The sequence below is a fragment of the Bordetella genomosp. 7 genome, from assembly GCF_002261415.1.
In the GTDB taxonomy this organism is placed as follows: Bacteria; Pseudomonadota; Gammaproteobacteria; order Burkholderiales; family Burkholderiaceae_B; genus Bordetella_A.
The window spans coordinates 1-26,463 of record NZ_NEVI01000014.1; the positions used below are offsets into that span (position 1 = coordinate 1).

Annotated in this window: 27 protein-coding genes; 12 read left to right on the forward strand and 15 right to left on the reverse strand. The window is 65.5% G+C overall.

From position 1 onward, the window contains the following. Nucleotides 1–91 (forward strand): IS3 family transposase (locus CAL18_RS06905; protein WP_141217736.1); only part of this gene is annotated, 91 nt, incomplete at its 5' end. A 210-nt stretch (nucleotides 92–301) separates the two neighbouring features. Further along, on the forward strand, nucleotides 302–802 hold the full coding sequence (locus CAL18_RS06910; RefSeq protein ID WP_094817581.1) for a hypothetical protein: 501 nt from the start codon (nucleotides 302–304) through the stop codon (nucleotides 800–802). A 24-nt stretch (nucleotides 803–826) separates the two neighbouring features. Here CAL18_RS06910 and CAL18_RS06915 read toward each other — a convergent pair whose 3' ends face one another. After that, on the reverse strand, nucleotides 827–1,018 hold the full coding sequence (locus CAL18_RS06915; protein ID WP_026638542.1) for a YqaE/Pmp3 family membrane protein: 192 nt from the start codon (nucleotides 1,016–1,018) through the stop codon (nucleotides 827–829). Nucleotides 1,019–1,484: 466 nt separating this feature from the next. Here CAL18_RS06915 and CAL18_RS06920 point away from each other — a divergent pair, with 466 nt between their 5' ends. The 4 genes from CAL18_RS06920 to CAL18_RS06935 all read left to right on the forward strand — a co-directional run bounded on the left by CAL18_RS06920 (nucleotide 1,485) and on the right by CAL18_RS06935 (nucleotide 6,729). Further along, nucleotides 1,485–2,936 carry an alpha/beta hydrolase gene (locus CAL18_RS06920; protein WP_094817709.1) on the forward strand — a complete coding sequence of 484 codons (1,452 nt, stop codon included), beginning with the start codon at nucleotides 1,485–1,487 and terminating at the stop codon, nucleotides 2,934–2,936. 74 nt (nucleotides 2,937–3,010) lie between these two features. Further along, nucleotides 3,011–4,438, forward strand: a complete 1,428-nt coding sequence (locus tag CAL18_RS06925) for a basic amino acid/polyamine antiporter (protein ID WP_026638544.1) — start codon at nucleotides 3,011–3,013, stop codon at nucleotides 4,436–4,438. Between the two features lie 16 nt (nucleotides 4,439–4,454). Next, on the forward strand, nucleotides 4,455–5,699 hold the full coding sequence (gene arcA / locus CAL18_RS06930; RefSeq protein ID WP_094796544.1) for an arginine deiminase: 1,245 nt from the start codon (nucleotides 4,455–4,457) through the stop codon (nucleotides 5,697–5,699). Nucleotides 5,700–5,814: 115 nt separating this feature from the next. After that, nucleotides 5,815–6,729: an aldo/keto reductase gene (locus tag CAL18_RS06935; protein ID WP_094817582.1), complete on the forward strand. Its 915-nt coding sequence runs from the start codon at nucleotides 5,815–5,817 to the stop codon at nucleotides 6,727–6,729. Nucleotides 6,730–7,140: 411 nt separating this feature from the next. Here CAL18_RS06935 and CAL18_RS06940 read toward each other — a convergent pair whose 3' ends face one another. The 5 genes from CAL18_RS06940 to CAL18_RS06960 form a co-directional block, all read right to left on the reverse strand. Further along, entirely contained in the window at nucleotides 7,141–7,716 is a 576-nt protein-coding gene (locus tag CAL18_RS06940) for a YSC84-related protein (RefSeq protein ID WP_094796546.1), read from the reverse strand. A 119-nt stretch (nucleotides 7,717–7,835) separates the two neighbouring features. After that, complete coding sequence (locus CAL18_RS06945; protein ID WP_094817583.1) at nucleotides 7,836–8,660, reverse strand: DUF2243 domain-containing protein; 825 nt, start codon at nucleotides 8,658–8,660, stop codon at nucleotides 7,836–7,838. Then, entirely contained in the window at nucleotides 8,657–8,941 is a 285-nt protein-coding gene (locus CAL18_RS06950; protein WP_026638548.1) for a hypothetical protein, read from the reverse strand. The genes CAL18_RS06945 and CAL18_RS06950 overlap by 4 nt, the downstream gene beginning before the upstream one ends. Nucleotides 8,942–9,035: 94 nt before the next feature. Beyond that, nucleotides 9,036–9,734, reverse strand: a complete 699-nt coding sequence (locus CAL18_RS06955) for a ferritin-like domain-containing protein (RefSeq protein WP_249276277.1) — start codon at nucleotides 9,732–9,734, stop codon at nucleotides 9,036–9,038. Nucleotides 9,735–9,769: 35 nt separating this feature from the next. Further along, on the reverse strand, nucleotides 9,770–10,945 hold the full coding sequence (locus CAL18_RS06960) for a hypothetical protein (RefSeq protein WP_094817584.1): 1,176 nt from the start codon (nucleotides 10,943–10,945) through the stop codon (nucleotides 9,770–9,772). 193 nt (nucleotides 10,946–11,138) lie between these two features. Between CAL18_RS06960 and CAL18_RS06965 the strand changes: the two genes are divergently transcribed. Both CAL18_RS06965 and CAL18_RS06970 read left to right on the forward strand, forming a co-directional pair. Continuing rightward, the gene (locus tag CAL18_RS06965; protein WP_212589926.1) at nucleotides 11,139–11,936 is read left to right on the forward strand and encodes an SRPBCC family protein; all 798 of its coding nucleotides are present in this window, start codon (nucleotides 11,139–11,141) and stop codon (nucleotides 11,934–11,936) included. Nucleotides 11,937–11,947: 11 nt separating this feature from the next. Beyond that, nucleotides 11,948–13,135 (forward strand): zinc-dependent alcohol dehydrogenase, encoded by a 1,188-nt coding sequence (locus tag CAL18_RS06970; protein ID WP_094817585.1) that lies wholly within the window; start codon nucleotides 11,948–11,950, stop codon nucleotides 13,133–13,135. A gap of 47 nt (nucleotides 13,136–13,182) precedes the next feature. Here CAL18_RS06970 and CAL18_RS06975 read toward each other — a convergent pair whose 3' ends face one another. Together CAL18_RS06975 and CAL18_RS06980 are read right to left on the reverse strand one after the other, a co-directional pair. Beyond that, entirely contained in the window at nucleotides 13,183–13,827 is a 645-nt protein-coding gene (locus CAL18_RS06975) for a glutathione S-transferase family protein (RefSeq protein WP_026638553.1), read from the reverse strand. Nucleotides 13,828–13,927: 100 nt separating this feature from the next. Further along, the gene (locus CAL18_RS06980; protein WP_026638554.1) at nucleotides 13,928–14,164 is read right to left on the reverse strand and encodes a hypothetical protein; all 237 of its coding nucleotides are present in this window, start codon (nucleotides 14,162–14,164) and stop codon (nucleotides 13,928–13,930) included. A 149-nt stretch (nucleotides 14,165–14,313) separates the two neighbouring features. Between CAL18_RS06980 and CAL18_RS06985 the strand changes: the two genes are divergently transcribed. From CAL18_RS06985 to CAL18_RS06995, 3 genes are read left to right on the forward strand one after another with little or no spacing between them, the layout of a single operon-like run. Continuing rightward, the gene (locus tag CAL18_RS06985; RefSeq protein WP_094817586.1) at nucleotides 14,314–14,742 is read left to right on the forward strand and encodes a DUF2231 domain-containing protein; all 429 of its coding nucleotides are present in this window, start codon (nucleotides 14,314–14,316) and stop codon (nucleotides 14,740–14,742) included. After that, nucleotides 14,739–16,073 carry a PQQ-dependent sugar dehydrogenase gene (locus tag CAL18_RS06990; RefSeq protein ID WP_094817587.1) on the forward strand — a complete coding sequence of 445 codons (1,335 nt, stop codon included), beginning with the start codon at nucleotides 14,739–14,741 and terminating at the stop codon, nucleotides 16,071–16,073. Before CAL18_RS06985 ends, CAL18_RS06990 begins: the two co-directional genes overlap by 4 nt. A 9-nt stretch (nucleotides 16,074–16,082) precedes the next feature. Continuing rightward, nucleotides 16,083–18,194 (forward strand): TonB-dependent receptor family protein, encoded by a 2,112-nt coding sequence (locus tag CAL18_RS06995; protein ID WP_432759135.1) that lies wholly within the window; start codon nucleotides 16,083–16,085, stop codon nucleotides 18,192–18,194. 137 nt (nucleotides 18,195–18,331) lie between these two features. Here CAL18_RS06995 and CAL18_RS07000 read toward each other — a convergent pair whose 3' ends face one another. The 7 genes from CAL18_RS07000 to CAL18_RS07030 form a co-directional block, all read right to left on the reverse strand. After that, a complete protein-coding gene (locus CAL18_RS07000; RefSeq protein WP_170940300.1) occupies nucleotides 18,332–19,537 on the reverse strand; it encodes an alpha-hydroxy acid oxidase in 1,206 nt (401 codons plus the stop codon). A gap of 82 nt (nucleotides 19,538–19,619) precedes the next feature. Then, nucleotides 19,620–20,435, reverse strand: coding sequence for an IclR family transcriptional regulator (locus CAL18_RS07005; RefSeq protein WP_094817588.1), 816 nt, complete (start codon nucleotides 20,433–20,435; stop codon nucleotides 19,620–19,622). Between the two features lie 45 nt (nucleotides 20,436–20,480). Continuing rightward, complete coding sequence (locus CAL18_RS07010) at nucleotides 20,481–21,401, reverse strand: SMP-30/gluconolactonase/LRE family protein (RefSeq protein WP_094817589.1); 921 nt, start codon at nucleotides 21,399–21,401, stop codon at nucleotides 20,481–20,483. Nucleotides 21,402–21,419: 18 nt separating this feature from the next. Then, the gene (locus tag CAL18_RS07015; RefSeq protein ID WP_094817590.1) at nucleotides 21,420–22,724 is read right to left on the reverse strand and encodes a TRAP transporter large permease; all 1,305 of its coding nucleotides are present in this window, start codon (nucleotides 22,722–22,724) and stop codon (nucleotides 21,420–21,422) included. A 36-nt stretch (nucleotides 22,725–22,760) separates the two neighbouring features. Next, on the reverse strand, nucleotides 22,761–23,372 hold the full coding sequence (locus tag CAL18_RS07020) for a TRAP transporter small permease (RefSeq protein ID WP_094817591.1): 612 nt from the start codon (nucleotides 23,370–23,372) through the stop codon (nucleotides 22,761–22,763). Nucleotides 23,373–23,374: 2 nt separating this feature from the next. Continuing rightward, nucleotides 23,375–24,373 carry a TRAP transporter substrate-binding protein DctP gene (gene dctP, locus CAL18_RS07025; protein ID WP_094817592.1) on the reverse strand — a complete coding sequence of 333 codons (999 nt, stop codon included), beginning with the start codon at nucleotides 24,371–24,373 and terminating at the stop codon, nucleotides 23,375–23,377. Between the two features lie 135 nt (nucleotides 24,374–24,508). After that, a complete protein-coding gene (locus CAL18_RS07030) occupies nucleotides 24,509–25,360 on the reverse strand; it encodes an IclR family transcriptional regulator (protein ID WP_094817593.1) in 852 nt (283 codons plus the stop codon). Nucleotides 25,361–25,481: 121 nt separating this feature from the next. On the opposite strand from CAL18_RS07030, the gene CAL18_RS07035 reads away from it, so the two are divergent. After that, a complete protein-coding gene (locus CAL18_RS07035; RefSeq protein ID WP_094817594.1) occupies nucleotides 25,482–26,462 on the forward strand; it encodes a Bug family tripartite tricarboxylate transporter substrate binding protein in 981 nt (326 codons plus the stop codon). Nucleotide 26,463: the final 1 nt, after the last annotated feature.

The window sequence follows — 26,463 nt, forward strand, 5'->3', positions numbered from 1 at the left end:
ATATATCCATTACTACAATCACGAGCGCATCAAGCTTAAACTCAACGGGCTGAGCCCCGTGCAATACAGAACTCAGCTCCTGGCCACATAACGGTCAAAACCGTCCAACTTTGTGGGGTCACTTCACTTCGGAGTCAGACACCCACACCCGTTCCACGCCCGCCGCTGATCGGTGTCTGACTCCCGCAGGGTGTCAGACACCCCACGCCCGCCGATGGCCGTGCCAGACACCGCCCCGGCACAAGCCTTGCGTCCACCAACCCTCTAGCGCCCGCGCCGGCGGCGCAATAAGGAGACACGCATGCCACACAGCAATAACCCCACCCCCGACCACCCCCGCGGGCGCCACGTCTCGCCCCTTTCGGAAGGCGCGCAGGTGCCGCATAGCGACCTGGGTCCGGCCGAAGGCAACAATGGCGTGGGGGCCGCGCCCGATGCCCGCAACGAGCACGAACTTTCCGGAGATCGTGAGCGCGCCCAAGAGCAGGGGAGTTCCCCGGCGCCCGCAGATACCGGCCGCCGGCAAGACAGCTCCAGCAGCCCGCCGGGCCTGGCAACCTCGCAAGCCCCGCATCCGGGCACGCATGGCAGCGGCACGGGGGCCGAGGCAGAGCCGTACGAAGCTGGCGCCGAAAGCGGCAACTATGAAGGCGAGGGTTTCAACCGGGGGTATGGCGTCGCGCCAGGTGCGCGACAGGATCGCAGCGACGGCTACCGGGATGCGCGCCACGGAAAATTCGGTGACGTGCAGGACGATGAAGACTTATATGGAGAAGGCCGCCCCCGCGCATCCGAAGACTAGCGCGGGGCGCAGACCACGCCAGGCCTAGCGGGACTGCATGGCCTCTTTGATTTTCTTGTCGGTGTTGTACTGGCTGAGCGCGTAGACGGCCCATATCGCCGCGGGAATCCAGCCGATCAGTGTGATCTGCAGAATCAGGCACACAATGCCGGCAATGGGCCGGCCAATGGTGAAAAAGCCCAGCCAGGGCAGAAGCAGGGCAATCAACAGTCGCATAGGGACGAGCTTCCTGTAATCGACAAAAAGGTGCGTTAGTGTACAGCGGCGCGTCATGGCCGCGACATGCCGGCCAGGCGGAGACACCGCCCGCAAACGTAACGTTTGTTTGAATAAAACCCCCCATAAGCTTGCGTATTTCACACAACGATACTAAAACCGTTGTAACTGTCACTGAGTCTTGCGACGTAAGTCGTCGGGGCAGTGACTGGGGGCAGACCCGCGCTAGTTGCAGGCTGGCCTGTGCGTCGACATTTTGCCGGAGCGCTTCCATGCAAGCACCGATGGCGCCGACTGTTGGGCTACGCGGCACGACGCTGTCTGCCGCACGGCCGCACGGCGGGCCGTCCAGGCGCGTTGCGGCGGCGCGGGCGCGCCGGGGGTAGGCCACCTGCCCGGCGCAGCCTCGCCCACGCGGGGCAGCCGGCAGGGCTCCACCGAACCTCCGGCGCGAAGGGGGCGGGGCGTGGTCGCTAAGCTGAAGGCCTGGGCCAGAATCACCGCAATCGCACTGGCAGCCGTGCTGGTGCTGCTTCTGGGACTGCGCATTTATGCCATCCAACAGGGGCCACCGCTTGCGCCATGGCATACCTACGTGCCCGACGAACTGCGCGCGGCGGAGTTGGACCTGACGTCCTGGCAGCAATACCTTGCCCACGAACAGCGCCTGTTCGCGCTGGTGCGCCAGCATGTCAGCGCCGGGCTCGACGCGCACGACCAGGTCGACAGCAACCGCTATTTCGAAGGCGCAGGCGTCAATCCCAACCATTTCCCGCGCGACTGGAACCGTTCGTATGTCATGACGCCCGATGGCGAGCCGGCGGGGGCTGTGGTGATGCTGCATGGCCTGACGGATTCGCCATACAGCTTGCGGCATATCGCAGCGCATTACCGGGCCGTGGGCTATGTGGTGGTGGCCATCCGGCTGCCCGGCCACGGCACCGTTCCCGCATCCCTGACCGACACTCACTGGGAAGACTGGGCCGCCGCCACCCGCCTGGCGGTGCGGGAGGCCCGCCGCCAGGCGCCTGCGCCCCGGCCGCTGCACATCGTGGGATTTTCCAATGGCGGCGCGCTGGCGCTGATGTACGCGTTGGATGCCCTGGACGACGACGCGCTGGCGCGGCCCGACAGGCTGGTGCTGATTTCTCCCATGATCGGCATCACCCGCTTTGCGCGGTTCGCCGGCCTGGCCGGTCTGCCCGCGCTGCTGCCGGCGTTTGCCAAGGCCGCCTGGCTGAGCGTCGTGCCGGAATTCAATCCGTTCAAGTACAACTCGTTTCCCATCAATGCGGCGCGGCAATCCTATGAGCTGACACGCGAGCTGCAAAGCGAACTGGCGGCCAGGCAGCGCGACGGCAGCCTGGAAAGGCTTGCTCCCATCATCACCTTTCACTCGGTGCTGGACTTTACGGTGAGCACGCGCGCGTTGATCAATGCGCTTTACGCGCGCCTGCCCGCCAATGGCAGCGAGCTGGTGCTGTTCGACCTGAACCGCGCCACCAAGCTGGGGCCATTATTCCGCCGGGGCATGGAATGGGCGATTGCCGGCACGCTGCCGGGCGGCCAGCGCAATTACCGGCTGACCCTGATCACCAACGAGAATGAATCGTCCAGCCGCATGATCGAGCGGGTGACGCAGGCCGGCGCGGCCGGCTTTACCGACCGGCCGCTGGATCTGCACTATCCGCGCGAGATCTACTCGCTGTCGCACGTGGCGCTGCCGTTTCCCACCAGCGACACGCTGTACGGGCAGCACCCCGACAACATTGAAGAATACGGCGTCAGCCTGGGGGCCATGTCGATACGCGGCGAGGTGGGCGCGTTCGTGATCGGCATGGACACGCTGGCGCGCCTGACATCCAACCCCTTCTACAGCTATCTGCTGGAGCGAGTAGACCAAGCAATACCCAGATGAAGCGCCATGGCGGTCCGTGCGCCGGACAGGGCGGGCGCGGTCCGCTGCGGGAACCTTTTGAGCCGAGGTGAACAATGGAACACAGCACCGAGAAGAAACTGGGCCTGATGGCCCTGACCGCCATGGTGGTGGGCTCGATGATAGGCGCGGGCATATTTTCCTTGCCGCGCACCTTCGGCGGGGCGACGGGCGTTATCGGAGCCATCATTGCCTGGGCCATCGCCGGATCAGGAATGTACACGCTGGCCAGGGTCTTCCAGACGCTCGCCGAACGCAAGCCCCGCCTGGATGCCGGGGTGTTCGCCTATGCCAAGGCCGGCTTCGGCGACTACCTGGGATTCCTGTCCGCCTTCGGCTACTGGATAGGCAGCTGCATCGGCAACGTGTCGTACTGGGTGCTGATCAAGTCCACGCTGGGCGCATTTTTTCCGATATTCGGCGACGGCAACACCGTGATCGCGATCGCAACGGCATCCGCGGGAATCTGGCTGTTTCACTTCCTGATCCTGCGGGGCGTGCAACAGGCGGCGTTCATCAACGCAGTGGTCACGGTGGCCAAGGTCATACCTATTCTGCTGTTCATCGTCGTGCTGTTCGTTGCATTCAAGCTTGATCTGTTCCGCGCCAACCTCTGGGGCGTGCAGGCGCCGGATGGCCCCAGCCTGTTCGAGCAGGTACGCCTGACCATGCTCGTGACGGTATTTGTCTTCCTTGGCATCGAAGGCGCAAGCGTCTATTCCCGCTATGCCTCGCAACGCTCGCATGTAGGGGTGGCGACGCTGATCGGCTTCGTGTCGGCGCTGTTCCTGATGGTGCTGGTGTCGCTATTGCCCTACGCCGTGATGGAACAGGCCGATATCGCCGCGCTGCGGCAGCCGTCCATGGCGGGCGTGCTCGCCGCGGTGGTGGGGCCGTGGGGCGCCGTGTTCATCAGCGCGGGCCTGCTCATTTCAGTGCTGGGGGCGTACCTGGCCTGGTCGCTGATCTGCGCGGAAGTCCTGCATGCGGCGTCGAACAATGATGACATGCCGCGGATTTTTGCCCGCGAGAACAAAAACGGCGTGCCGTCGGCGGCCTTGTGGCTGACCAACATCATCGTGCAGTTGTTCGTCATCAGCACCTACTGGTCCACGGACGCCTTCGCGCTGATGTTGAGCCTGACCAGCGCCATGTCGCTGATTCCGTACTTCCTGGTGGCGGGCTACGGCTTCATGCTGGCCCGGCGGGGCGAGACCTATGAGGACGGCAAGGCGCGGCAGCGCGACCTGGTGATTGCCGCTATCGCGGCGCTTTACACGGCCTTCATGGTTTACGCGGGCGGCATGAAGTTCGTGTTGTTGTCGGCGCTGCTGTATGCGCCGGGCTCGGTGCTGTATTACTGGGCGCGCCGGGAACAACGACGGCGTCTGTTCACCCGCTTTGAACTACTCGTCTTTGTTGCGGCATGGGCGGGCTGCATAGCCGCCATTGTCGGACTCGTGCGCGGATGGATCGCGATTTAACCTGCAGGAGCTGATCATGGCAGACCATTCAGAATTTGGCGTTCATTCCGAAGTCGGACAATTGCGCAAGGTGATGGTGTGCGCGCCGGGCCGCGCGCACCAGCGGCTGACCCCTTCCAATTGTGATGCGCTGTTGTTCGACGATGTGATGTGGGTAGACAACGCAAAGCGCGACCATTTCGACTTCATGACGAAAATGCGCGACCGCGGCGTCGAAGTCCTGGAAATGCACAATCTGCTGGCCGAAACGGTGGCGTTACCCGAGGCCCGCAAGTGGATACTGGACAACCAGGTGGTGGCCAACCAGGTCGGGTTGGAGCTGCTTGATGAAATACGCGCCTACCTGGACGAACTGCCGCCGCGGCAGCTTGCCGAAACCCTGATAGGCGGCCTGTCTACCGAAGAGTTTCCCGAGTCGATCGGCGGGCAGCGGCTGGAACTGATCAGGGAAGCCGCCGGCGTCACCGAGTATCTGCTGCCGCCGCTGCCCAACACGCTGTATACGCGCGACACCACCTGCTGGATCTATGGGGGCGTCACGCTCAACGCGCTGTACTGGCCGGCGCGCCACGAAGAAACCATTCTGACCTCGGCCATCTACAAGTTCCACCCCGACTTTGCCGGCAAGGTCAACGTATGGTGGGGCGACCCCACACGGGATCACGGCCTGGCCACCCTGGAAGGCGGTGACGTCATGCCCATCGGCAACCGCACCGTGCTGATCGGCATGAGCGAACGCACCTCGCGGCAGGCGATAAGCCAGCTTGCGGCCGCGCTCTTCGAGCGCGACGCCGCCGACCGTGTCATTGTGGCCGCCATGCCCAAGCTGCGCGCGGCCATGCATCTGGATACAGTGCTGACATTCGCGGACCGCGACTGCCTGCTGGTGTACCCGGACATCGTCAACGGAATCAAGGCGTTTTCATACCGGCCCGGCGACCGCCCGGGCCAGCTCGATCTGCGCAAGGAAGAAGGGACGCTGCCGGAAGTGATCGGCCAGGCCCTGGGCGTGCCCCGGATGCGCGTGGTGGAAACCGGCGGCAACGCCTACATGCGCGAGCGCACGCAGTGGGACAGCGGGGCCAACCTTGTGTGCATTGCCCCCGGGGTGGTACTGGCGTACGACCGCAACGTCTACACCAATACGCAGTTGCGCAAGGCGGGCATCGAGGTGGTTACGTTCGTGGGCGCCGAGCTCGGACGAGGGCGGGGCGGCGGTCACTGCATGACTTGCCCGATCGTGCGCGAGCCCGCGGATTGAGCGCGCTGGCAGGGTGGATGCGCGATTGCCCGGGCCAGGCCCGGGCTTGCGGACGGTTGCGGCGCGCGGCGATCCGGTCAAGAATAAACAGTCATACGCCACACGAGCCCGCGTTATGCTGACCCGCCGCCGCCTTCTTGCCGGGGCGCCCGCCCTGATCCTGGCCACACAATTGCCGCGCGCCCGCGCAGCCACGTCCGCGCGCCCCGCCATGCAGACCCGCGCTATCCCGGCCACGGGGCAGCAAGTACCCGTCATCGGCATGGGCACCGCCGACAGCTTCAATGTAGGCAGCGAAGCATCGGAGCGGGCGCCGATTCGAGAGGTACTGCAGCGGTTCTTCAGCGGCGGCGGTACCCTGATCGATACCGCCCCCAGCTACGGGCGGGCGGAAACAGTGCTGGGCGACCTGCTGACCGAGCTCGAGTTGCGCGAACGCGCGTTCATTTGCACCAAGATCGGCGCGACGGGCCGCGATGCCGGGCTGGCGCAGTTCGAGCAATCGTTGCAGCGCCTGAAAACCACACACGTCGAGCTGCTGCAGGCGCACAACCTGATCGACTGGCGCACGCAACTTGCCCTGATCAACGAACTCAAGGCGCAGGGCAGGGTACGCTACTCGGGCCTGACGCACTACCACGAAGGCGGGCATGACGAGCTCGCCGCCGCAGTGCAAGAGGGCAAGCCCGATTTTCTGCAGATCAATTATTCGGTGATTTCCACGGCAGCCGAATCCCGCTTGTTCCCGATGGCCCAGCAGATGGGGGTGGCGGTGCTGGTCAACCGCGCATTCGACGACGGACGCCTGTTCCGGCAGGTCGCCGGCAAGCCCCTGCCGCCGTGGGCGGCCGAGGCGGGGATCACGTCGTGGGCGCAGGCGTTCCTGCGGTTTGCGCTCAGCCATCCGGCCGTCACCGCAGTCATTCCGGCCACCAGCCGGCCGGATCGGCAAAGCGACAACCTGCTCGCGGGCCACGGGCCCATCCTGACGCCGCAACAGCGCCAATCGCTGCAGTCGCTGTTTTTGTAAATGCGCAAGGTGCCTGGCGAGTATCCCGCACCATCGGACGTGCCTTCATCAGGGCGGTGTCTGACACCTTCGGAGTCAGACACCCAGGCCGCCGCGGACGCCGGGGCCGTGCGGAGCTCAGTAGGATTGATGCACCGGGCGGTGGCACGGTGTCTGACTCCGAAGGTGTCAGACACCCAGGCCGCAGCGGACGCCGGGGCCGTACGGAGCTCAGTTAGGATTGATGCACCGGGCGGTGGCACGGTGTCTGACTCCGAAGGTGTCAGACACCCAGGCCGTCGCGGACGCCGGGGCCGTGCGGAGCTCAGTTAGGATTGATGCACCGGGCGGTGGCACGGTGTCTGACTCCGAAGGTGTCAGACACCCTTGGGCAGCCGCACGCCTCGCCGCGGACGCCGGGCCGTGCGGAACTCAGTTGGGATTGATGCGCGTGATTTTCGAGCCTTCCAGCCCCACGCCCGCCATCAGGCCTTTCTGGCCGAATGGAATGGCATACACGTCTTGCGTGAGCGTCGTGCTGGTCAGGCTGGCGGCAATGCCCTTGTCCACGACGACCACGGACGGGCCGGCGCCGATGGACCAGCCATCGCTGCGGTCAAGGTATTGCAGTGCCTGCTCGTTCATGAAGAACAGGGCGTAGCCGAACGTCTGGATGCCTGCCTGCAGGCCGAATGACACGGCGCCGAGGTTGTAGTAACCCTGTACGGCGCCATTCTTGATCAGCGCGCCTTCGCCGCCTTCGCCGCCGATCAGCATGCCCGCCTTCACGATCTTGGGAAACACCAGTACGGCCGTGGCCTTCTCGGCCAGCGTGCGGGCCTTGGGTTCTTGCTGGGTCAGTTCTTTCAAGGCCTGTGTGGCATCGCGCGAAATCTCGGCGGCCGTGGCCGCCGTCGCGGCGGGCATCCAGGCGGTTGCGGCGCCGCCCAGCAGCGTTGCGGCCAATAGCGCGGACCGCGCCAGCATACCGATACTCTTGTTCTGCATTGTTGTCTCCGGAAGATGCGCGGACTGGCGCGCGAAAGTCCCGGTGAGTATCGGTAGTCGCCGGGCTGTTGTCAATTATCACTTCCCATCCGGCCGGCTCCTGATCCGTCGGCGCGCGTCTAAGTGGGCGCCTGCGCGACCTGTGGCGTCAACCATGCCGCGCAGCCGGCAGGAACGGCGCCGCCGCTGACATACATGGCACCCGCGCCATACAGCGACAGGCGCTGGCCGAGCGGCACACCATGCAATACCCACACGCCGCCGCCCGCATCGGCCCAGATTATCGCTGCGCCCGTGTTGGCAAGCGCCGTAAAAAGCCCGGCTGCCGCGGCGCCGGGGCGCAGCACCACAACCGTCGTATCAGCGGGCGCCTTGCGCAGCGGCACCAGGTTGAACACTGCCCCCGTCACTACGGCCGCGGCAAGCAGCAGGGCCATACCATGGCCGCCACCTTGCCCGCCGCCGGGCGGATCGGCGCGGCGCCGCAACCACAGCCCGGCAAACAGCGGGAGCAGTCCGAAGACCAACAGCCAGCCCAGATCCCAGGGCAGCGGGTTTGGAACGTCCATGCGGATCCGGTGTATGCCGGCAAGCCAGTGAGACAGTACGGCGTCCACGACATGCCATATGCCGAATCCGACCAGAAACGCGGCCAGCAGCCTCCGGCGGGATGGCGGCCCCGCGCGCCGCGCGCGGTACAACACCCATAGCCCGGCCATGGCCACGACATACATCAGCACATGGAAGATGCCGTCTGCCATGACCTGCACGCGCAGATCCCCCAAAGGGCCGGCCTGGTATGCCGACAGCAGATGGTGCCACTGCAGGACCTGGTGCAGCAGGATGCCATCAAAGAAGCCGCCCATGCCGAAGCCCAACAGGTAACCGCCCCAGGCGGGGCTGCGCCGCGCGGCGGTGTCATGGCCCTGGGCTGGCTCTTTCATGGCTCGCGCGGGCCCGACCGCGTCGGCAGCACGGCCGGCGTGTCGTCGGCAGGCCTGGACACCCCGTCTTCGGCAGCCGGCTCGGGGTTGGGATTGCCGTCGTACTCGCCGGATTTGCGACGGTCGGGCGGCGCGTCATCCTTGCGGTGGTCGCGCTTGTTGGCATCGCTGATACCTTGCTGCACGCGATGTGCAATATCGGTCTGGCTTTCGGTGGATGGTTCAACGCCGTGGTCGCTATCAGCGGCATCGGGACGATCTGGGGGTCGGGTGGGGCTCATGCGGGGTTCCTCATGCAAAGGCACACGGAAATTCATATTCGGGCAGACGCGACGGCATTCCCGCCACCCGGGAATGCCGCCAGGCCGTTCGTCCTCAGGTGGCTTCGCGGGCCAGGCAATCCCGCAGCCATTGCTGGATGACGGCCGTGTGGCGCGCCTCGGCCGTCAAGGCATCGGTGAATCGCGCCGCCATGTCATCGTGCCCCTGCTGCTGGGCAAGGTCGACCAGCAATTCCCACGACGCATGGTCCGTGAGTTCCGCGGTCAGCAGCGCCTCCAGGCACTGCGGCACAGAGGTGCGCGGGTCGGTGATCACCTGGATGAGCCCCATGGCCGCCACGCCGCTGACATCTGCCCCCGGGGTCTGGGCGGTAGGATCGGCGCCCAGGCTTTCAATCACTTCGGCCAGCATATGGAAGTGAGCCTCTTCCTCGTTGCGGATCGCCATCAGGTCCACACGCAATTGCGTCATGCGCTCGTCCAGGTCGTCTTGCACCTTGACCAACGCCGCCTCATACAGGCGGGTGCCCGACCGTTCGTACGCCAGGCGCTGGCCCAGCTTGTCGATCAGCACCTCGGGGTTGTTGCCGGTGATTTTGCTGGCGGCCGTGGTCACGAGGCCCTTGCCGGTTCCCGGAATCGGCACCGAGCCCACGCGGTCGGCCTCACGGGCGTATGCGACACGTTCGGCAAGCGCCGCTTCTGGCCCGCCGGGCGCAGGGCCTTGCTGGGCCGCGAACTTGACTTGCGTCGGCCCCTGTAGCGGCGCCATCTGCATGCCGGTGCGATTCATGCCAGTTTTCACAGTGTTTTCCATAACGTCCTCGATCAGGGTCGGTTGCCGGGGCGATTGAGCTCGGTGCCCGGAGTCCATTGATAGCCCGCCGATACGATGCTGCTGGGCGAGCCTGCGGCGTTCAGGGTGCGGCGCATCTCGATCGAGGCCTCGCTTTCCTGGTCCGCCGGCACGTAGGCGGTGCCATTGGTGCGCAGCGATACTTCATTGGCCAGCACGGTGCGGATGAAGTCGCGCTGCGGCGCGAAACTCAGCGTAGCGGGGATCACCGTGCCCAGTACTTCCTCCGGGTCGCGCCGTTCATGCTGTTTGAACAGCGATTTCACCACCGCCAGGTGGCCCAGCTCGTAGTCCAGGAAACGTTCCCAGATCGCCTTGATCCTGGGGTTGGTTTCCTGCTCCACACAGCTGTAGTACGTATAGACCTCGGTCGCCTCGTGGATCAGCAGCTTTTCCAGTAAGGATTCTTCGGGGTCTTGCAATGAGCCGTACTGCGTCACATGCTGCTCTTCGACCGACGCGATTTCTGCGTACAGCTGTCGCGCCAACGGATCGGCAAACAGGGGCCCGATGTTCATGTAGTAGTCGTGAGTCTGGTATTCGGCCGCGGTGATCAGCGTGGCGTGCATCTTGGTCAGCAGGCTGGCCTGCTCGCGCTGATAGCTGCGCCTGACATCGTCTTCCGGCGCGCGGTGCTCGTCGACCGTGGGGCGGCCCGGCACGATATCGGTGTACCCCTGCAGGATGTTGTTGGCGTCCTTGCCTTCCAGGCGGTCCAGCATGGCGCTGTAGCGATACAGGTGGTCAAAATCTTCAAGCAGCCCGAAGCGATAGCCCTGCGCCTGGTAGGGGTCGGGCTCGGCCTGGGCGACGGCCGCCGTCACCTCGATGGCGACCTGCTCGTACGCAATGGTGGTTTCCAGGGGCGAATGATCCGCGGAAAGCAGCCAGTTGATCATGGTGGCCTGGTGCTGCTCCACGCGTCGCAGCTGGGCCAGCGGCACGCGCAGCGGGCCATTGAAGCGCGCGGCAATGTGTTTGAGCCGCAACGCATCGGTTTCCAGCCCGTTGAGCAGAATGATGCGAATACGGGTAAACGCATCATCGTCCAATTTGCTGATCGGCTTGCCGACCATGTCGCGCCAGGTAAAGCGCTGGCGGTCCAGCGGCACGCCGGCGTTGTCCCAAAGGTTGTTGATAGTGCCCATAGGTGGCCTCCCGAAAAGCCTCTGGGCAAGCAATCCCCGTTCCTGCCGCCCGCGGGAAAGTACGCGCGCAGCTTGTTGCCGCATGCCGACGCCGCGACGCGGCCGGCATGGCGATTGCTGCGTTCGCGGCAGCCATCCGCCGCAGCGTGGCGACCCCGCGCAAGCGGCCGAACTCTCACACACAGGAGCCGCTATGGGCGAGATCAACTGGCCGGACAACGCCACTTTTGACGCAGACGCATCCGGCGTCGCGTCACGCAACGGCTGGATCAATGATGCGCCGGCCCACGCCAGGCGCGAAAAAGGTGCGAACGTAACGCCCGGCGGCCGCATCGTGTCAGGGATGGCAGGCCTGCTTCTGTTGGCATGGGGATCGCGGCATCGCGGCGCCGGCGCCACATTGGCCACCGCCACCGCGCTGGGCCTGTTCTGCCGCGCCGCCACGGGACATAGCCTGGTCAAGCGCGCCGTGCAGTCTTCGCCCTATGAACAACAGGTGGCCGGCTCGCGGGGATGGCACGCCGCCACTGTAACGGAGTACGCCGTCACCATCGGCCGGCCGCGCGATGAGCTCTACCGCTTCTGGCGCGACTTCACCAACCTGCCGGCCTTCATGAAACACGTGCGGCACATTGACGTGCTGAGCCCGCAGCGTTCCTGCTGGACGGTGAAGACCCCCATGGGCCGAACCGTTCAATGGATCTCGTACGTGACCGACGATCGCGAGAACGAGCGTATCGCCTGGGAATCGGAAGCAGACGCGGACGTGCCCAACGCAGGGTGGGTGGAATTTCGCGATGCGCCGGGCAACCGCGGCACCGAAGTGCGGGCCGAAATCGCCTATCAGCCCCCATACGGCCATGCGGGCCGGCTGGCCAGCCGCATGCTGCTGCCCGAGACGCCGCATAACCAGATGGCTGACGACCTCCGGCGGCTGAAACAATTGATGGAAACCGGCGAAACCACCGTGGCGCAGTCGCGCCCACAATAGGGAGATTTCAGATGCGCGCGCTTTGCTGGCAGGGCACCAACGAACTGGGCATAGAACGGGTCCCCGACCCGGCGATCCTGAACCCCAGGGATATTCTGGTCAAGGTAGGCATGTCTTCCGTGTGCGGTTCCGATCTGCACCTGATCAGCGGCTACGTGCCCGCGCTCAAGCCCGGCGATGTGCTGGGCCATGAGTTCCTGGGCGAAATCGTCGACACGGGCAGCGCCGTCACGGCACTGCAGAAGGGCGACAGGGTGGTGGTGGTATCCATCCTGGCGTGCGGCGCATGCGAGCACTGCCTGCGCCAGGCATTCTCGTGCTGCGACAACACCAACGCCAAACCCCACATGACTGAACTGGCGTACGGCCATGCCTGCGCCGGCATCCTCGGGTACAGCCACGCGTTCGGCGGTTACGCCGGCAGCCATGCCGAATACATACGGGTGCCGTACGGCGAGGTCAACGCTTTCAAGATACCCGACGGCGTGCGCGACGATCAGGCCGTGTTCGTATCAGACGCCGTGCCCACGGGCTATATGGGCGCGGACCTCGCCTCCATCGAACCAGGCGACATCGTGGCCGTATGGGGCTGCGGCGGGGTGGGGCTGATGGCCATCTGCTCGGCCTACCTGATGGGCGCAGAGCGCGTGATCGCCATCGATCGCCTGCCCGAACGGCTGCGACTGGCCAGCGCCCGCTGCAAGGCCGAAGTGATCAACTACGATGAAACCGACGTGCATGAGGCCCTGCTGGAAATGACCGGCGGCCGCGGGCCCGATCGCTGCATCGACTGTGTCGGCATGGAGGCCCATGGCGACGGCCCCCAGTACTGGTACGACTACGTCAAGCAGCAAACCTTCATGCACAACGACCGCGGCGTCGCGCTCCGTCAGGCCATACGCGCCTGCCGCAAGGGCGGCACGGTCTCGGTCATGGGCGTGTACGGCGGCTTCATGGATAAATTCCCCATGGGCGCCATCGTGAACAAGGCGTTGACGGTGCGTTCCGGCCAGCAGGCTGGGCAGCGCTATGTGCCGCAGTTATTCGAGCACATCCGCGAAGGCCGGTTCGATCCGTCGTTCCTGCTGACGCACCCCATGTCGCTGGACCAGGGCGCCGAAGGCTATGCCATGTTCAAGCACAAGCAGGATAACTGCCTGCGTGCGGTCTTCATGCCGGAGATGATCGCCGTCGGGTGAAACGTGGCGCGCCTGCCCGGCGGGCGGCCGCCACGTACGCCGCAGCCCTACACCACGGGCGGCGCCAGGCCTTCGGTTTGCAATGCGCGCTGTACGGCGGGCCGGGCCAGCACGCGCTGCAGGTAGGGCCCGATATGCGGCAAGTCGCGCGCCGGCCGGGGAAACCCGCGCGTCCAGCGGCACAGCATCATCACGTAAGGGTCCAGCACGGAGTATTGCTCACCCAGGAACCAGGGGCCTTCGACGCCCGCCAGGTGGTTGTCGATCTGGTCCAGCAGACCGTTGATTTTCGTTTCGGCATGCGCCTTGACCTGCGCCGCGCCTTCGGTGTTGCCGGCTTCGACCCACCGCTCGGGATAGAAGTAGAGCAGGGCAGTGGCCTGCACCGTGTTCGTGCACCACATCAGCCATTTGTAGCATTGCGCGCGCGCGTCCGTGCCCAGGGGCGGCGCAAGGCGGGCATCCGGATAGCGGTCGGCCAGATGCAGGCAGATTGCGGCCGATTCGTAGAGCACGAGATCGCCATCGGCCAGCACGGGTATCAGCCCATTGGGGTTCAGCCCCAGGTAATCGGGCGCCTTGTGCGCATTGCGCGCCCGGTCTACCAGCGATAGCTCGAACGGCTGCCCGATTTCTTCAAGCAGACAGTGTGGCGCCATGCTGGCGTTGCCGGGATAGTAATAGAGCTTCATCTGGCCAGGGTCTCCGGGAAAGGGGCAGGGGGGTCGTGCGCAGCTTGGCGCGCCGCCCGCTGGACGTGTTTGTAGCAGACTTTCCGGCCCCGCGAAACGCTCACCCGGACCGGTCGCGCAGTTCGGGCACGCCTTGCTCGCTGGCGCAATGCGCGCAGCAGAACATGCGTCCTTCACGCTCCAGGCCATGGCCGATAATGCGCACGTCGCAATGCTCGCACACCGGCGCTACCGTGCGGATCGCGCACTCGAAACTATCGAACGTGTAAGTTTTTCCGGATATTCTGATTTCGAAACTCTTGTCGTATTCGTTTCCGCAGGAATCGCACTTTGCCATCGTGGCCTCCTTGATCGCAGATTGGCGGGGGAGTGCGCGGCCAGCCCCGCAATTCACGGGCCCGCGAAGGGCGCGATACGATGGGCGGGCACCGTTCTTGCTGCCGGCAGGCGACCCGCCGCCGGCGCCGCCAGAAAGGAGACTGCCTCGTGCCCCTGATCGTCGAACCACGCTATGTACTTACGGTGCATCCGCTGCATGCCTTGTTCCTGGCCGGCATGCTGCCTTTGTTTCTGGGCGCAACCCTGGCGGATCTTGCCTATGCCAATACCTTCCAGATCCAGTGGAACAACTTTGCCTCATGGCTGCTGGCCGGGGCCCTGGTGTTCGCAGGCGTGGCGCTGGCCTTTGCGATTGCCGGGCTGTTCATGGCCAGCCAACGCGCACGCGGCATCGTTCCGTACGCCGTGGTACTGGTCGTGACCTGGGTCGTGGGGTTTTTCAGCGCGCTGATTCATGCGCGCGACGCCTGGGGCAGCATGCCGACCGGCCTGGTGCTGTCGGCCGTTGCCACCATACTGGCCTGCGCCGCGCTGTGGCTGGGCTTTCGCACCCCGCACATCCGAGGTGCCGCATGATCACACGACGCATCTTCGCATTCGTGCCGCTCATTGCCGCCGCAGGCCTATGCCACGCGCAGATCGGACCGTCGCAGGTGGGGCCGGATCCCGAACTGCCTGCACCCCGGCAGGGGCTGCTGCCCGACATGGTGATCGCCGAGCCCGCGCCGTGGGACGGCAAAAAGCCCACCGTGCCGCATGGGTACACCATTACCGCCATTGCCACAGATCTGAAGATTCCGCGCCAGACGCTGCTGCTTCCCAACGGCGACATCCTGGTGGCCGAGGGCAGGGGGGGCAATGCCGCCAAACTCAAGCCCAAAGACGTGATCGCGGGCATTATCAAGGCCAAGGGCACCAGTTCGGTAAAGGGCGGCAACCGGCTCACCCTGCTCAGCGACCCCGACGGCGACGGCACGTACGAGCAGTCCACTTTCGCCGAAGGGCTGAACGCGCCGTACGGGCTGGCGCTGGTGGGCAATGATCTTTATGTGGCCAACCAGGACGCGCTGGTGCGGTTCGACTACCAGCCGGGGCAAACCAAGGCCAGCGGGCCGCCCGACACGGTAACTCCGCTGCCGTCCGAGATAAACCACCACTGGACCAAGGCGCTGGCCGCAAGCGCGGACGGGCAATATCTGTATGTCGGCATCGGGTCCAACAGCAACATCACCGAACGCGGCATGACCGCGGAAGCCGACCGCGCCCGCATATGGCGCATCAACGCCCGCACCGGCGAATACAAGACCTACGCCACCGGGCTGCGCAACCCCACGGCACTGGCCATACAGCCGGGCACGGGCCAGCTGTGGGCGGTCGTGAACGAACGCGACGAGATCGGCGGCGACCTGGTGCCCGACTACCTTACGGCCGTCCAGGAAGGCGCCTTCTACGGCTGGCCGTATAGCTACTGGGGCCAGAATGTGGACGACCGCGTCCGCCCGCAGGATCCCGATAAAGTCGCCGCGGCGGTCAAGCCGGACTACGCGCTGGGCGCGCACGTGGCCGCGCTGGGCGTCGCCTTTTCGAACCAGGCCATGGGCGGCCAGTTCACCGACGGTGTTTTCGTCGGTGAGCATGGCAGCTGGAATCGCAGCGAACCCGTGGGCTACAAGGTCGTGTTCGTACCGTTCCAGGACGGCCGGCCGTCGGGCACGCCCATAGACTTCGTGGCGGGCTTTCGCGATAGCGACGGCACCACGCGCGGCCGCCCCGTGGGCGTAACGGTGGACCCGCAAGGCGCGCTGATCGTGGCCGACGACTTGTCGAACACGATATGGCGGGTGACGCCCACGGAGCGGCCGACAGCGGCAAGCGCGCGGCACGCGGCCGCGGCCCGCGTCCAGTAGGCGCCGGCCTTGCGCTGCGCCGTCATTGGCCTGCTGTCGACGCTGGGCGCGATTGCGCCCCTGGCAGGGCCGCGCGCGGCGCCGGCACCCGACGCCGCGCCGATGCTTGAGCCGGTCATCGTCACCAGCATCCACTACAGCACGTCTGTGCTGGACACACCTGCGTCGGTGAACATGGTGCCTGGCGACGAACTGCGCTGGAACTCGCCCGGCATCAGCCTGGCCCAGGGACTGGGCAGCGTGCCCGGTCTGCAGATACAAGACCGCCAGAACTACGCACAGGATCTGCAGCTGTCGATGCGTGGATTCGGCGCGCGGTCCACGTTCGGCGTGCGCGGCGTGCGCCTGTATGTCGACGGCATACCCGCCACGATGCCGGACGGGCAAGGCCAGACGTCCAACATCGATATTGCGTCGGTGGCGCGCGTCGAAGTGCTGCGCGGCCCGTTTTCCGCGTTGTACGGCAATTCGTCGGGCGGCGTCGTGCAGGTATTCACCGAAGACGGCGAACGGCCGCCCCGCATGCAGGCGGCGGTCTCCGCGGGCAGCTATGCCACGTATCACTACGGCGTCAAGGCCAGCGGGGCGACCGATGCTCTGGATTACGTGCTCAGCGCCAACCGGCTTACCACCGATGGTTATCGCGACCACAGCGCCGCACGCAAGAACCTGGGCAACGCCAAGCTCGGCATGCAGCTTGACGATGACAGCCGGCTGACCGTCATCGTCAACAGCGTCGATGTAAAAGCGCAGGATCCGCTGGGCCTGACGCGCGACCAGTACGAGCAGGATCCGCGCCAGGCCACGCCGCAGGCGAGCCAGTACAACACCCGCAAGAGTGTGCGACAGACGCAGGGCGGCCTGCTGTATGAAAGACAGGTCGGCGCGGACCACGAACTGCGCGCCATGGCGTACTTCGGCCAGCGGGACATGACGCAGTATCTGTCGATACCGCCTGCTGTCCAGCTCAACCCCGGGCAGGCGGGCGGCGTCATAGGCCTGCAACGCCAGTACGGCGGCGTGGACCTGCGCTGGACTTCGCGCCTGGCGATGGCCGGCAAGCCGCTGACGCTGGTAGGGGGCCTGGCATACGACAGCCTGCACGAAGATCGCAAAGGCTACGAGAACTTCACCGGCCCGGCGCTCGCGCCCACCGAGCTGGGCGTAAAAGGGCGCCTGCGCCGCGACGAAACGAACCGCGTCTATAACCTGGATCCCTACCTGCAGGCTTCGTGGAACTTCGCGCCGCGCTGGACAGCGGACGCAGGGCTGCGGTACAGCACCGTACGCCTGGATTCGGACGATGACTACGTGCAGCCCGGAAACGCTGATGACAGCGGCAGGGCCAGCTATCGCCGCGCCTTGCCGGCGGCATCGCTGCGCTATGCGCCCACGCCGTCGAGCTCGGTGTACGTGTCGTATGGCCAGGGGTTTGAAACGCCCACGACCAACGAGGTGTCGTACCGCCCGGACGGCCTGGCCGGGTTGAACCTGGGCCTGGAACCTGCCATCAGCAATAACTACGAACTCGGCTACAAGACAGAGCTGGCCGACGGCCTGTTTTCCGCTGCGCTGTTCCATACCGATACCCGCAACGAAATTGTCTCGGCGGGCAGCATCAACGGCCGAACCTCATATCGCAACGGCGGGCGTACGCGCCGAAACGGGCTGGAACTGGGCTGGAGCGGGCAGCTTGCGCGCGACTGGCAGGGCAGTCTTGCCTATACCTGGATCGATGCGCGGTATCGCGATGACATTGCCGGCTCCGACATCCGGGCCGGCAACCGCATTCCCGGCATCGCCCGGCAGATGCTCTACGGCGCCGTGCAATGGAATCCGCCCCAGGGGTGGCGGGCCGGGCTGGAAGGCCGCTATATGGGCAAGGTATATGTGGACGACGCCAACAGCGACGCGGCGGCCAGCTACTTCGTGGCGGCCGTGTCCGCCGGCTATCGCTGGCAGCGCGAGGCGTGGACGTGGGATGCGTACGCCCGCGTGGACAACCTGTTCGATCGCGAGTACATCGGCTCGGTGATCGTCAACGAAGGAAACGGCCGGTACTTCGAACCGGCCGCCGGCAGGAACTGGAGCGCAGGGCTGATGGCGTCGTATGCGTTCTAGCGCCGCGGCGCGCACCGCTGGAACGCGGGGAGCAGGCCACAGAGCCAATACGACCATGCCGCCGGGATGAGCCCCGCATCATAGTCACTTTACATAATACACATTATGCGAACAACATCCGGACGGACGACAGGGCTTCAGGCGGATGCCAGCCGGCGCGCGTACTCGCCCTGCGGCTGGCTCATGCCGTGGCCGGCGGCCCACAGATAGCTGCCGTCCAGCTCCTGGTACGACTCGCAGCCGATCTGCGTCATTACCATGTCCAGCTCGTTGCGCACGATCTGCAGTGCCCGCTCGGCGCCGGCCTGGCCGCCCGCGGCTACCGCATACAGTGTCGGCCTGCCGAAAATTGTCGACGACGCGCCCAGCGCGCGCGCGATGGCCACATCCGACCCCCGCCGCACGCCGCTGTCCAGGATCAGCGTCATCCGGTCGCCCACGGCCTCGCGGATGGCCGGCAGCATGTCCAGCGGCGCGGGCGCGGCGTCGAGCTGGCGTCCGCCGTGGTTCGAGACAACGATGCCGTCCACACCCATGCGCGCCGCCTGACGCGCATCATCAGGATGCAGCAGCCCTTTGATCACCAGCGGGCCGGTCCAGCTCTGGCGGATGCGCTGCATATGCTGCCAGGTGATCATGGGCGCTGGCGTCAACGTGCCATAGAGATCGGCGACGCTGGCCGCATCGGCGCCCGTTTTCGCGTAGGGTTTCCAGTTCTGCATCATGGGAATCCCGCCCGTGCGCAGATAGCGCAGCACCCAGGCCGGATGCCCCAGCGCTTCCAGCACCACGCCGGCCGTCATGCGGAATGGCCGCGAAAAGCCATTGCGCCGGTTGCGTTCGCGGTTGGAGTTGACCGGCACATCCACCGACACCACCAGCACCCGGGTGCGGGCCTCGCGGGCGCGGCGGACCAGGTCGTCGTTGATATGCTCGTCGCGCGTGCAATACATCTGGAACCATACGTGGTCGGGCGCGATGGCGATGGCGTCCTCCCAGGCCGCATTGCTGGCGCTGGACAGCAGGAACGGCACATCGGCGCTGCGCGCGGCCGCCGCCAGCATCAGGTCGGCATCAGGGCGAAACAGCCCGGCCAGCCCCGTGGGCGAAATGCCGATCGGGCTCGCGTAGCGCCGCCCGAACAGCTCCACCGACTGATCGCGCCGGGAAACGTCGCGCAGATAGCGCGGCACCAGGCAATAGCGCTCGAAGGCGGCGCGGTTGCGCTGCAGGCACAGTTCCCCGTCCGCGCCGCCATCGATGAAATCAAAGGCGATGCGCGGCAACTTGCGGCGCGCCATGCGGCGCATGTCTTCCAGATTGATGGCGGATTGAACGTTCACGGCGCTGGCTCTAGTGAAAGTGGCGACGCCGTAACCTTAAGCGAGCTTTTGCGCGCCGCCACCGGGAGCCTCGGCGTCTATTTCATATACTGAACTTGTGCGCTTCGGACTCCAGGGCGCCTGCTATCGAGAGCAGCGCTTCGTGCAATTCCGGCAGGCGGGCCTGGCCATATTGCTCGGGCGTGCCGATCAGGCAGACAGCCGCGAAGGCGCCGCCGCTTGTGTCTCGAACCGGCACGGCAAACGCATGCACGCCCTGCACGACATCGCCCAGGTTGACGCCCCAGCCATGCCGGTCGGAACGTTCCTGCATTTTCTGCAGCCCGTGCAGCCGCATGGTGCCGTGCCCGGCGATTTCCTGCGCCACGTTGCTCAGCAGCACCTGGCGGGCTTCCTCGGGCGGCAGGGTCTGGATAATGGCCACCCCGCCCACCGACGTAAAGAGAGGCCGGCGCGTTCCCGCCTGCACCATCAGCCCCGACAATTGCAGGGTTCCGGCCCTGACACTGCATACGTACTCGCTGCCGCTGCGCAACAGCAGCAAGGCGATGCCTCCCATGCGCCGCGTGAACGATTGCAGCAGCGATTCGGCGCGGCGCTGGAACTGCACGCGCCCAGGCAGCGCCAGGCCCAGCTCGTACATCAGGGGGCCCGGCAAGTAACGCCGGTCGACCGGGCGCTGTACCACCAGCCTTTCTTCCACCAGGCACGCCAGCATGCGATGCACGGTGCCCTTGTCCTGCTTACAGGCGGCCGCCAGGTCGGACAGGCGCCAGCCGAAATCGGGGCGCGTGGCGATCATGCGCATCAGCTTGATGCCGCGCCCCAGGCTCTGCGTGCCGGTGCGATCGGGTGCGGTCTGGACAGGCAATTCCAGTGCCAGGTGTTCGAGATCCATGCTGCTGTTCCTCTCCCCTCTTTCCGCGTGCCGCCCGCTTCTGTGTCAGGCGGGCACGTGCGAATACATTGTTTTTCCCTTGACCGGCAGCCTTGCGGTAAACACGCAGCCGGTGCGCGATTCGATCATGTACAGCGTGCGTCCGTCGGGGCCGCCATAGGCGCAGTTGGTGGTGTACAACCCTTCGGGCGCATCGATGCGATACCGGGGCTCGCCGCGCGGGCTGAACACCCATACCGCGCCAAAGCCCACATGGCACACCGCCAGGCCGCCTTCGGCGTCCAGCGCAATGCCATCCGGCCCGCCTCCGCCGGACATCTGAATATATACCCCGACTTTCGTTGCCGTGCCATCTTCCATCAGCGGCACGCGCCAGATGGCGTTGGCCCGCGTCACGGCCAGATAGATCGCGGTTTCATCCAGATTCATCACCAGTCCATTGGGGCTGGGGATGCCTTGCAGCACAATGTCCAGCTGCCCGCCAGCCCGCAGGCGGTATAGCCGCCCGCTGGGATCGTGCAGGCCCGACTGCCCCTGGTCGGTGAAGTAAAGATCGCCGTTCGCAGCGAAGAACAGGTCGTTGCACCCCTTGAAACGCTCCAGCCGCGCCCGTTCCAGGTACGGCTCCACGCGGCCCGTGGCCGGATCCATCACCATCAGCCCGTTGCGATAGTCGGTAATGAAGGCGCGGCCGTCCGGATGGAACTTCAGGCCGTTGGGTTCGCCATCGTATTCGGCCGCCAGCTCTACCCTGCCCTGCGGATCGATGCGGAAGATCCGGCCCCACGGAATGTCCACCACCCACAGGTTGCCCTGGCGGTCGAAGGACGGGCCTTCCAGGAACACCGGCGCCGCCGCCCCATGCAGCTGCGTGCGCGCCCAGTCGCTGGCACGGCCGCGCACCAGGTAATGTTCGGGAATGCGTGCGAATACTTCGGCTTGCAGTTGCTCCGGCGCTGCGTACATAGTGTCTCCTGTGTAGGGTCAATTGCCAGAAATATGGTTGGGTAGCCAGAGCGCCAGTTCGGGCCAGACCACCAGCATCAGCAACAGCAGGAACATCAGCAGGTGAAACGGGATGGTGCCCACCACCACGTCCGACAGATTCCCGCGCGCGATGCTCTGGATGACGAACAGGTTGATGCCGATAGGCGGCGTGATCTGGCCCATTTCAATGAACAGCACCACCACCACGCCGAACCACACGGGGTCGATGCCATAAGTGGCCAGCAGCGGGTACAGGAGCGGCACCGTGATCACGATCATGCCCAGGCTTTCGACCAGCGCGCCCAGTGCAGTGAACAGGATGAGCAACGCGATGAAAAAACCCGTCTTGCTCAGGTTCATGTCGACGATGAATTCCGTCAGCGCCTCGCCCACCCCCGCATAACTCATGGCGTACGAAAAAACAAAAGCCGCGTACGTGATGAACAGGATATTGCTGACCATCAGCGTGGACCGCTTCAGGCTGGCCGCGAACTCGGCCCAGGAGAGGTCTCCGTAGACGGCAGCGATCGCCACGGCCAGCAGGCATCCGGCCGCTGCCGCCTCTGTTGGCGTGGCAATGCCGGTATAGATGGCCCCCATGATGCCCAGGATAAGCAACAGCACCGGAACGATGTCCACCAGGGAATGCAGCACCATCTGCCATGTCAGCCTGCCCGTCTCGGCAGGCGCGATTTCGGGATGCACCATTACCTTGATCGCCACATACAACATGAACATCAAGGTCAGCACAATACCGGGCACGACTCCCGCCATGAACAGCTTGGCCACCGACGTTTCGGTAAAAGTGGCGTACACAATCATGGCGATGGACGGGGGTATCAGTATGCCCAGCGTGCCGCCCGCGGCCAGCGAGCCGGTGGCCAGCCGGGCGTCGTATTTGCGCGCCTTCAGTTCGGGCAGCGCCACCTGCCCGATCGAGGCGGCAGTGGCTATGCTGGAGCCGCTCACGGCAGCGAACACGGCGCATCCCGCGATATTGGTCTGCAGCAGCCCGCCCGGTATGCGGCGCACCAGTCGCGACAGCCCGCCGTACATGCGCATGCCCACTCCACTGCCCTGCAGCACCTCGGCCATCAGCACAAATAGCGGGATGGCGGTCAGTGTGTAGGCGTCCATGCTGCCCCAGGTCGTTATGCCGAGCCCATGCAGCGCGCCTATGCCGCCTTCCAGGTACAGGTAGAGCACACCCGGCAGCAGGATGGCATACGGCACCGCCAGGCCGGTGGCCAGCAGGCCGATGAAAAGCGCAAAAATCAAGACGATCAGGTATTCGCCACCCATGGCGTCCTCCGCTATCAGAACCGAGAGAAAGCGAGTTCAGCGCGGCAGCGCCCGCAGGCGCCGCACGTCGCCCGCCAGCACGCGCAACAGCGCCCACAACAGGGCCAGCGTGCCCAATGGCATGGCCAGCCGGGGTATCCACAGCGGCGTCATCAGGGTTGTGGCCGCCACGTCGCCAGATTTCCAGCTCAGCCACTCGAACCGCGCCAGCTCCACAAACAGCACCAGCGTGACCGCCGTGGCCAGCAGGTCGAAAAACAGGCGCAGGCGCGCCCGCCCGCGCGGGCCAAGGCGCTTTTCGACGAAATGCACGCTGTGGTAGGCATGCAGCAGCTGGCCCGAGGCAAGCGACAGAAAGGTAATGGCCACCAGCGCATAGCCGCCCAGCTCGTTGCTGAACTGGATCGACCAGCCAAAGGCGGAGCGCACCACCATCTCCGCGCCCATCAACAGCACCAGCCCGACCACAAGCACCTGGGCGGCCCATCGGCCCCAACGCGCCGTGATGTCCTCGGGCGGGCTGAACGCGTCCCCGTCCGGGCCGGCCGCGGGGTCCGCAAGCGGTTGCCCGGCGTCAGGCTGCGGGCACGCCGGATCCGGCAAGGCCCGGGGCGGCTCGCCATATATGAGTTGATCGCCCGGCGTCATGGTCAGCGCCCCACTGCCTGGCGAACTTCCCGCAAGGCTTCCTGCACAGCAGGCCGCTCCTGGCCCCACTGCGTCCAGTACGGCTTGATGCGCTGCTCGGCCTCAGCCAGTTCGGCCGCGCTGGGCTCCGTGATCACCATCCCTTCTGCCGCCAGCTTACGGGTCAGGTCGGCATCTTCGGCCGCCATGGCGTCGGTGATGCGGCGCGTGTGTTCATCGACCAGGGCCTGCACTTTGGCGCGCGTGTCCGCGCTCAAGGCCTGCCAGGCGTCCGTATTCACGAGAATCAGCGAATCGATGAAGCTGACATTCATGCGGTAGCTGTGCGTCAGCAGGTCGCGCCATACGTAGCCGTATCCTGAACTGGCCGTCAGCACGCCGTCGATGACGCCACGGTCGATGGCCGCGGCCACTTCGGACGTACCCAGGGTTACCGGGATGCCGCCCAGCAGCTTGATGAACTCGGCCTGTTCCGGCGAAATGACGCGGATCTTCTGACCCTCGATGTCGGCAAGCGACGTCAGCTTCTTCTTGGACCAGAACACATTCTCAGGGAAGATATAGCGGCCAAGCAGCGTAATGTTCTTCTTGGCGTACTCCTCGCGCAGGTATTTTTCTTCGATGCCCCAGGCCTGCTCGAACTGCGCGCGCGTGGGCAGGAACAAGGGCAGCCGCACGATTCCGCCCACCGGCACGCTGCCCAGGAAGAAGGCGTCGTCGCCCATCTGCACGATGTTGTCGGACACGGCCTGGGTGATGTTGGTCGCCGCTATCGGTATGGTGCCGCCCAGGTTCAGCCGGATGCTCAGTTCGCCCCCGGTTTCTTCCTGGATGGCGTCGAGCAGGCCCTTCAGGCCTTTGGCGGCTGTCACCGTGGATACCGCGTTATAGGTGTATGCGCGCCAGCGCTCTTTCGCCTGGGCCGGATACGCCAGCAGGGCCATGCAGGCCACCAGGCAAACCGTTCCTGCGCGCCGCAGGAAACCTTCGGATACGACCATGTCTCTCTCCTCTGTTGTTATCTGCCGCGCGTTCGCCGGGCGAATGCGGGTTGCAGGTACGTTAGGCCTGATGTGCAGCCAGAGGAAGGAGGCGTATCTACCGAGGTTTCATATATTGAACTTTAAACCGCCCGCTCACGCGCCGTCGGATGCAGGCACATCGTCCTGGTGGCCCAGCAGCGTGCTGATGGCGCGCGCTTCGCGGCGCACCGCCGCCGCAATGGGCCCGTCGGCCGATGCATCGAAACCACCCGTCGCGCCCAGCGCCGTCAGCACCGCACATGTACGGCCCGTGTAATCGGCCACTGGCGCCGCCACCGCGCTGATGCCCTTGAGGTTGGTGTCGCGAACCGTGGCGCATCCCGCGGCGCGCACGGCGCGGCGCAATGTGCCGATGGGGTCAGCGCTGTCGAGCAGCGCGCGCTGGTCGGGCTGCGCTGCGTCCAGTTCCGCCCGGGCGCGCGCCAGAACCGCCGGTTCATCGAGTTGCGCCAGAAATACCCGGCCCGTGGCCGACCAAAGCAACGGCATCACCGACCCTACCCGCACGTTCAAGGTCACCGGAAGGCCGGGCTCTTCGAACCGCACGATGGTGGGCCCCTTATTGCCCATGACGGCAAGAAAACATGTCACTTCGAGCGATTCGCGCAGGCGTGCCAGGGCGGGCTCGGCCAGGCGGATGGGGTCGGCCTGGCGCATCGCCGCAACGCCCAGCAGCAGCGTCTGCAGGCCCAGGTAGTACTGTTGCGTGCCGGCATCCTGCTGCACCAGCTCTTGTTCGATCAGGCTCGCCAGGTAGCGGTGCACCTTGGCCGGGCTTTCCTGTACGTGGGCCGCCAGCGCCGTCAACGTGGCGCGCCCGCCCAGGCGCGCCAGACCCTTGAGCACCGCCATGCCGGTTTCCGCCGCCTGTACGCGCTGGCGGCGGTCGGGTGCTGGGCTGGCCGCGGTTGAGGGCGCGCGCGGCTTCAGGGGTTTGCTAGGCATATACGCAGTCCAGGGCTAGGGAAAACACTCGGGCGTTTCGCGTTTATTCATTTACGCATAGCGTATATGATTTACGCAAGAATAAGAACCGCGCCATGCGCGCACCCTTTGGAGAGAGACCATGTCCCTGCGCAAAACCCTGATGACTATCGGGCTGCTGGCCCTGCCGATACTGGCGCCCGCCGGCGCAGCCGCCCAGGACTACCCCAGCAAGCCGCTGCGTTGGATCGTGCCCTACGCCGCCGGCGGCGGGTCCGACTTCCTGGCCCGCACCATCGGGCAGGCGCTGTCCGAGCGCATCGGCCAACCCGTCGTGGTGGACAACAAGCCGGGCGGCAACACGGCCATCGGCGCGTCCGAGACCGCGCGCTCGGCGCCCGATGGCTACACCATGCTGTCGGCCGACAACGGCACACTGGTCTTCAACCCGGTGCTCTACAAGCAGCTGTCGTACGACCCGGGCAAAGACCTGGCGCCCGTATCCCTGATGGGCAAGTTCCCCATGATCCTGGTGGTCGGCCCGGGCAGCAAGGCCACCGATGTCAAGACGTTCATCGACGAGGCGCGCGGCCAGCAAAGCGGCATGAACTTCGCTTCGGCCGGGGCTGGCAGCCCGCACCACCTGGCCATGGAGCTGTTCAAGGTCGAGACCGGCCTGAATAACATGGTGCACGTCCCGTATCGCGGCGCCGCGCCGGCGCTGGCCGACCTGGCCGCGGGGCAGGTACCCGCAATGATGGTGGACATGGCCGCAGGGGCCGGCTTTATCAAGGCAGGCAAGGTGCGGCCCCTGGCGGTGGCCAACCCCACCCGCCTGCCCCAGCTGCCCGATGTGCCCACCTTTGCCGAGCTGGGCTACAAGAATGTCGAGGCCGCCGCCCTGGTGGGGCTGGTGGTGCCCGCCAAGACGTCGCCCGCGGTCGTCGACGCCCTGAACAAACGATTGGTGGCGGCCATCAATGATCCCGCCGTCAATAAGCGCCTGGTCGATTTCGGCGTAGAGCCGGTGGGCGACACCCCCGCGGAGTTCAACGCCCTGCTGCAGCGCGAACGCGCCCGCTGGCACAAACTGATCCAGGACCTGAACATCAAGCTGGACTGAG